This is a genomic window from Methanotorris formicicus Mc-S-70 (assembly GCF_000243455.1).
GTDB lineage: Archaea > AGJL01 > Methanococci > Methanococcales > Methanococcaceae > Methanotorris > Methanotorris formicicus.
Genome location: NZ_AGJL01000066.1, coordinates 1 through 6,650, shown reverse-complemented (window position 1 = coordinate 6,650; position 6,650 = coordinate 1). Strand labels below are relative to the sequence as shown.

8 protein-coding genes are annotated in these 6,650 nt (G+C 33.1%); all 8 read left to right on the top strand.

Annotated features, from left to right (window positions below; all coding sequences use genetic code 11):
- Positions 1-213: 213 nt before the first annotated feature.
- Entirely contained in the window at positions 214-1,749 is a 1,536-nt protein-coding gene (locus tag METFODRAFT_RS08790; protein ID WP_007045249.1) for a homocysteine biosynthesis protein, read from the top strand.
- A gap of 4 nt (positions 1,750-1,753) precedes the next feature.
- Positions 1,754-2,152: a 4Fe-4S binding protein gene (locus METFODRAFT_RS08785; RefSeq protein WP_007045248.1), complete on the top strand. Its 399-nt coding sequence runs from the start codon at positions 1,754-1,756 to the stop codon at positions 2,150-2,152.
- Positions 2,153-2,336: 184 nt separating this feature from the next.
- A complete protein-coding gene (locus METFODRAFT_RS08780; protein WP_007045247.1) occupies positions 2,337-2,837 on the top strand; it encodes a hypothetical protein in 501 nt (166 codons plus the stop codon).
- A 2-nt stretch (positions 2,838-2,839) separates the two neighbouring features.
- Positions 2,840-4,579: a hypothetical protein gene (locus METFODRAFT_RS08775; RefSeq protein WP_007045246.1), complete on the top strand. Its 1,740-nt coding sequence runs from the start codon at positions 2,840-2,842 to the stop codon at positions 4,577-4,579.
- Between the two features lie 10 nt (positions 4,580-4,589).
- Entirely contained in the window at positions 4,590-5,216 is a 627-nt protein-coding gene (locus tag METFODRAFT_RS08770) for a hypothetical protein (RefSeq protein WP_007045245.1), read from the top strand.
- Positions 5,217-5,256: 40 nt separating this feature from the next.
- Positions 5,257-5,472, top strand: a complete 216-nt coding sequence (locus METFODRAFT_RS11600) for a hypothetical protein (protein ID WP_007045244.1) — start codon at positions 5,257-5,259, stop codon at positions 5,470-5,472.
- Positions 5,444-5,815 carry a hypothetical protein gene (locus tag METFODRAFT_RS11595; protein WP_245528985.1) on the top strand — a complete coding sequence of 124 codons (372 nt, stop codon included), beginning with the start codon at positions 5,444-5,446 and terminating at the stop codon, positions 5,813-5,815. The genes METFODRAFT_RS11600 and METFODRAFT_RS11595 overlap by 29 nt, the downstream gene beginning before the upstream one ends.
- Before the next feature lie 351 nt (positions 5,816-6,166).
- Positions 6,167-6,650 (top strand): WD40 repeat domain-containing protein (locus tag METFODRAFT_RS08760; protein ID WP_159089915.1); only part of this gene is annotated, 484 nt, incomplete at its 3' end.

Genomic DNA, 6,650 nt, shown 5'->3' with positions numbered 1-6,650 from the left:
TATTCGAATATGCTTGCGAAAGTCCTATTTAAAAAACCAATTTCTTTTTTAAACAAATAGCAAATTTAATATAGGTGGAAATTACAAAAGTTTTAGATTACCCAATAAAATTTTACATTTTAATCGACAGTTATTTATCAGGATTTTCATGTTTTTAATGCTATTTTAATGTTATTTGGACAAATTAATAACAAATACCTTAGGATGATGCATATGAAAACAATTAGAGAGATTAATGAGAAGATAAAGAATGGCGATGCTGTAGTTGTTACTGCTGAAGAAATGATTAAGATCGTTGAGGACATTGGACCTGAAAAGGCATCTGCGGAAGTTGATGTAGTTACAACAGGAACATTTGGAGCGATGTGTTCAAGTGGTGCGATCTTAAACTTTGGACACTCAGACCCGCCAATAAAAATGCTAAAGATCTACTTGAATGGTGTTGAATGCTACGGAGGACTTGCTGCTGTGGATACCTACATGGGGGCAACACAGCCAAACTCAGATCCGGATATAGATATAGATTATGGAGGAGCACATGTTATAGAGGATTTAGTCGCTGGAAAAGAGGTTGAACTCGTTGCAGAGGGTTATACAACAGACTGCTACCCAAGAAAAAAGGTTAGGACAACGATAACCTTAGAAGACATAAATCAGGCGATTTTACTAAACCCGAGGAATTCCTATCAAACATACAACGCTGCAACAAACAGTAGGGATGAGAAGATATACACCTACATGGGGACGCTCCTTCCAGAGTTTGGAAACATAAACTACTCTGGAGCAGGACAGTTAAACCCACTACAAAACGACTACAACAGAGAAACCAAAACCTACAACACCATAGGTATTGGAACAAGGATCTTCTTAGGTGGAGGAGTTGGCTATATAATTGGAGAAGGAACACAACACAACCCAGATAACGCATTTGGAACGTTAATGGTTAAAGGAGACTTAAAACAGATGAATAAAAAGTATTTAAGGGCTGCAACAATACCAAAATATGGAAGTAGTTTGTTCGTTGGCATTGGAGTCCCGATTCCAGTACTAAATGCGGAGATTGCGAAGTGTTGTGCTATAAGAGATAGAAATATCGAAGTGCCTATCATAGACTACGGAGTTCCAAGGAGAGATAGACCTGTTGTAGCAAGAACAAACTATGAGGATTTGAGGAAAGGAGAAGTTACCATCGAAGTTGAAATTGAAGGTAAGAAAGTTGAAAAAACAATAAAAACATCATCTGTCTCAAGTTACAAAGTGTCCAGAGAGATTGCTAAGGAGTTGAAGGATTGGATTTTGAAGGGAGAATTCCTCTTAACTGAGAGGGTTGATGTTCTTGGAAAAGGTTCTGCAAAACCAATGAAGTCAGATGTGAAACTCGTTGGGGAAATATTGAGTAAACCGCCAATCGTCGCTCCAATCAGCATAACCATCGAAGAAGCGTCTAAGATATTGATTAAGAATAATATAAACCACTTGCCTATTGTGGATGAGTTTGGAAGGTTGGTTGGCATAATAACCTCCTGGGACATAGCGAAGGCCATTGCTCAAAACAAAACATCCATCGAAGAGATTATGACGAGAAATGTAGTCACTACAACTGTAAACGAGCCCGTTGACGTTGTAGCAAGAAAGATGGACAAATACAACATCTCAGGAGTTCCAGTTGTGGACAAAAATAATAAAGTTGTAGGGATGGTAACTTCTGAAGATTTATCAAAATTGGTTGGTTATACCATTAAATGGTGATGTTATGAGGAAGAGGATATATCTATGGGTTCCATCAGAGAATGTGCACAAACCAATAATCTCAAATGCAATATTGGATACAAAAGTTAACATCAATATTTTAAAGGCAAAAATAGAGCCACAGGAGGCTTTCCTAATCTTAGAATTAAATGGAGATGAGGAGAAAGTTGATGAGGCAATTAAATATTTAAGTAAATATGGAGAAATTGAGGAAATATCAAGGGTTATAAAAAGAGATGAAGAAAAATGCGTTGATTGTGGAGCATGCATAACTATGTGTCCAGTTGAGGCTATTAAGATGGATGAGGAATTTAACGTTGTATTTGATGAAAATGAATGCATAGGATGCAAAAGTTGTGTTAAAGTGTGTCCTTTTAAAGCAATAGAAGTAGATGACATTTAAATTCTTTTTATTGTGTAAGTAGCCGTAGGTTTTTAAAATTTTCAAATTTATTTTTTATCTCATCTAAAATCCAACTAATTAAATATTCAAATAAAATATTTTTTCCACTTTGGAAAATTAAATTAATAACCATAAAATCGAAAATTATATAAAGACAAAAATCCAATTTAATACTCGTGAGATTATGCATCTAGTAGTGGTGAATTATGATAAGGACATTGAGAGGAAAAGGGTTGATTACCTCATTGAAAAGTGGAGTAAAAGAGGAAGAATAGAAAAAATAAAAAAAACTGCCATAATAGTTGATGTTGATGATATAGATGAGTTTGTTAAAGAAATATCATCAAAGTTGGAAGGGAATGAAGAGGAAAAACTAAAACTCTACAAAATAGAGGAGGTAAAGAAAAAAATCCCAAAAGAAAGAAAGATTTTAAAATATAAAATTAACGACAGGGAGTTTCTGGAAAAGTTTATTGACTATCTAATGGCAAAGATGGGAGGTTCTTATGTCTCTTCAATTGGAAAGACGGCAAAATATGAAATTTATACAAAAAAAGGGAGGGGAATAATAAAAATTACACTAAATTCTAATATAATATTTGAAATTGAAGGTTATGGAGAAGTTGTTGATTTTCTCTCAGAAAAGATTGATGAAGAAATGAGTTTTATTGTTAAAGGGGGATGAAAATGCTTTTTGGTGATAATGGGAACTTTAATTGTTTGGAAAAACTAAAAAGTCCAGCAAAGAGTGTTGTTAGGGAAGGATTTGATATTGTTAATGAAGATTTTGAGGAAAGAGTTGCCTTATGGAATAAGATTAGAAAAAATTATAATTTGTATAAGGAGGGGCATTGTGGTGAGTTTTTAGATGATATTGATAGGGCAACAAGGAGAACTTTTGAATGGGCGTTGGGGGTCTTAGCATATAGTTTTTATTACAATAATGAACATTTTCCTGCCTTAAATAAATACAAGGAGAAAGAATTAGAGTTGATTGGTTATATATTAAAATATAACGTCTTTGAGATTTGGAGTGTTGATGATATTGTTAGAGAAATTATGAACGCCCAATACAAGGGCTTTGATGAAACCCTAAGTTTATTAAAAGAGTATTATAATGGCATTGGAGATAAGGTTGATGAATGTATAAAAGACCACACTATTAGGCTGTATATTAGGGATTTCGCAAAAGAAAAATGGTTAAATTATAAGGAAAAAATGGATAAAGCAATATCTGAAGGAATGAAGTATGATTGGTTTAGGAGGTTTATTGAAGGAGTTAATACCAAAATTAGAGAATTAGAAAGTAGAATTCATAATTTGGGGGAGTTTATTGAAAGAGAGAGGGGGAGGTTAGAAGAAGATTTTGAAAATTGGAGGAATATTGAAAAGAAAAAAATTGAATTTGAAAGAGAGCAGTTAAAAAAAGAATTTGAAAGAGAGAAAGAAAGATTAATTAAAGAAATTGAAGATTTAAAAGAGAAGGAGATGAGGAATAAGTTAGAATTAAAATTAAAAGAAGTTGAAGAGGAGTATAAAAGTATTATTGATGAGTTGAATGAACTTTTAAAACTTAAAGATGAAGAGATCAAAAGAATTGAGCAAGAGAAGAAGGAAGTTGAAGAAAAGTTTGATAGGTTGTGGAATAAGATTAGATTGGCATTAGAAGAAGAGAGAAAATTATCAAAGGATAGGATTGTCAGGTTGGAGGAAGCAAGTTTTTATGAAATCTGGTTTGTTGATAGGTTGAGGAAAAAACTGTCTGAAAATAAAACCATAAAAGTTAATGGAAGGAGATTTAAGGTTTATAAAGATGAGATTGTTGAAACAAAAAATAAGAATACTGAAATCACTGCTTTAATGGAAGAAAGAAAACTTAACCCACTCACAAAGAAAATGAAAATAATGTTTAGAGGGATATACTTTACTCACGTTGAAGAGTATAACAGAGATGGATTTGACACTTATCCAATGTCATTAGGAGAGGTTAAGGAGATTATAGAGAAGGCAAAGATTAATGGAAAAGAATATGATAGAGTTATCTTATTAATTGCCTCACCAACTGGATTTGACAATAAAACTAAAGAAATAGTTAGTTCAGATGATTTGAGAGAGAGGTATTTATCAGATAAAATATCTTTATCTTTATTTGATGTTAAAGAGAAAAAACTCTACTATAATGAGGTTGATGAGTTTTGTAGGGCGTTTGCTAAGTTAATGAGTTTAGAGTTTGAGGATGAGGAGATAATGAGATGTAAGAAGAGAGTTAAGGAAGAAGTCGATGTTAGGAGCTATGTAACTTTTGAAGACATTGTAAATGAGTTTTCAAAGGATGTGGTTAGGGAAGTGTTTTATAAGTTGGAAAAAACTGGAAATTATGAGGTTAAGTTTATAAAAGATGTTGGATTAGTTTTGATTAAAAAATAGAGGTGGAATTATGAGTGTTTTTGAAAAGGCAAAAAAATTATTTGTAAAAAATCCAATTGAAAAGTTGTCGATTAGGGATTTGGAAGGAGAGAAGATAAGGTTGAAAAGCAAATTGGATAGGTTAAAGAAGGAGATTAATCAAATTGAAAAGAAGAAAAAACAACTTTTCCAAGAGGGGATTGGGGCGGATAAGTTAAAGAAAAAGATTTTAGCACAGGAGATTAGGGCATTGGAGATGGAGATGAAGTTGAAGTTTAAGAACTTTACCACATTGCAAAAGCAATACACATTTGTTAATAACCTTCTGATAATTAAAAAGTATGAGAAGGAGTTGAAGAATATTGGAATTTGGAATAAAATATCTAATATAGAGCCAGAATTGTTGGAGTTGAAGTTGAGTGATATAATCTTAGATGGGAAGGAGTTTGATGAGATGGTTAGTAGTTTAAATAAGGTATTTGAGATGAGGTTGGATGAGTTTGAGGGAGAAGAGGATGAAGCAGAGAAAAAGTTGTTTGAGGCATGGGGGCAGGTTGAAAGTGGGGCTGTTGATGTAGATTCAGTAGTTGATAATTTGAAGTTGGATGAGGAAGAGGAAGATGAGGATTGGTTAAAGAAGATGGAGAAAGAAAGCTAAATCTTACTTAAATTTTATTTTTTTAATTGGAGGGGATATTATGGGTCCAATAGAACTTGATAAAATAACAATAACTGATTTAGAAGAGGAATCTACTAAATTAAAAAATAAAATAGATGAATTGGAAAAAGAGATGGAATCATTGGAAAAAAAGAAAAAACAATTGTTTAAAGAGGCTATTGGCGCTGACAAAGATACTAAAAGAAAACTTGCACAGGAGATAAAAAGTGGAAATGGAAATGAAGTTGAAATATAAAAACTTCCAAACTCTTCAAAAACAGTTTAATTTTGTGAATAATCTTTTAATTGTTAGGAAGTATGAGAAAGAATTGAAAAATATTGGAATGTGGAATAAAATTACTAACATACAACCTGAGCTCTTGGAGGTAAAGTTGAGTGATATAATTCTTGATGGTCAGCAGTTTGATAATACTGTGGAGGGGCTTAATAAAGTCTTTGAAATGAGGATAGATGAATTTGATGAGGAAGTGGATAGCACAGAGAAAAAATTACTTGATGCTTGGGGACAGGTTGAAGTGGGGGTATGGAGGCTGATGAGGAAGATGAAGAGGATGATGAGAAGTTATTTAATAGATTAGAGAAGGAAAATCAATAATAATTAATTTTAATTTTTTATAAACTCTATTAGTTTATTAGAAGCAGAAATTACAAAAATCCTATGGATATCCAAAATTAGCAGAAGAAGAGTCAGAATGATTCATCAAAATCATTAACAAATATATTAACAAACAAATTATAGATAGTGTATGCAAAATGTGAAAGAATACCTGACCTTGGGTATATACTGTAAAACAGAAAACCTCTTTCCTAAATATGTAGAAGTTACTGAAATCTCAATCCAAGCGACTCTTAGCTGTTAAAAGAGTTTTAAAGAGGTGATGAAAATGTTAAAATTGTGGGATACATACTCACCAACAGACTCGATAGCGATGAGTTCCGATGGAAGGTATGTCGTCGCAAAGGAAAAATATGTATATTTTTTCGATAGGGACAAAGAAAAGTTGTTGTTGTGGAGATATGATACCGAAGGACTTGGAGATGTATCGATGAGTTCCGATGGAAGGTATGTCGTGGCTCGTGCTGAGGGTAAAAGAGGGGGCATATATTTTTTCAACAGGAGTGGTGAATTGTTGTGGAGCTATAAAATTGATAAAATTGACAATGGTATATGGGTAGCGATAAGCTCCGATGGAAATTATATAGTGGCTGGTAGCTATGAAGATGATGGGAAAGTATATTTTTTCAACAGGAGTGGTGAATTGTTGTGGAGCTATGAAACTGGCGATACCGTTTCATCGGTAGCGATAAGCTCCGATGGGAATTATATAGTGGCTGGTAATACTAATGGGAAAGTATATTTTTTCAACAGGAGTGGTGAATTGTTGTGGAGCTATGAAACTGGCGATACCGTTT

Coding starts and splice junctions, on each gene's coding strand:
- METFODRAFT_RS08790 (WP_007045249.1), top strand. CDS start 214: ATGAAAACAATTAGAGAGATTAATGAGAAGATAAAGAATGGCGATGCT.
- METFODRAFT_RS08785 (WP_007045248.1), top strand. CDS start 1,754: ATGAGGAAGAGGATATATCTATGGGTTCCATCAGAGAATGTGCACAAA.
- METFODRAFT_RS08780 (WP_007045247.1), top strand. CDS start 2,337: ATGCATCTAGTAGTGGTGAATTATGATAAGGACATTGAGAGGAAAAGG.
- METFODRAFT_RS08775 (WP_007045246.1), top strand. CDS start 2,840: ATGCTTTTTGGTGATAATGGGAACTTTAATTGTTTGGAAAAACTAAAA.
- METFODRAFT_RS08770 (WP_007045245.1), top strand. CDS start 4,590: ATGAGTGTTTTTGAAAAGGCAAAAAAATTATTTGTAAAAAATCCAATT.
- METFODRAFT_RS11600 (WP_007045244.1), top strand. CDS start 5,257: ATGGGTCCAATAGAACTTGATAAAATAACAATAACTGATTTAGAAGAG.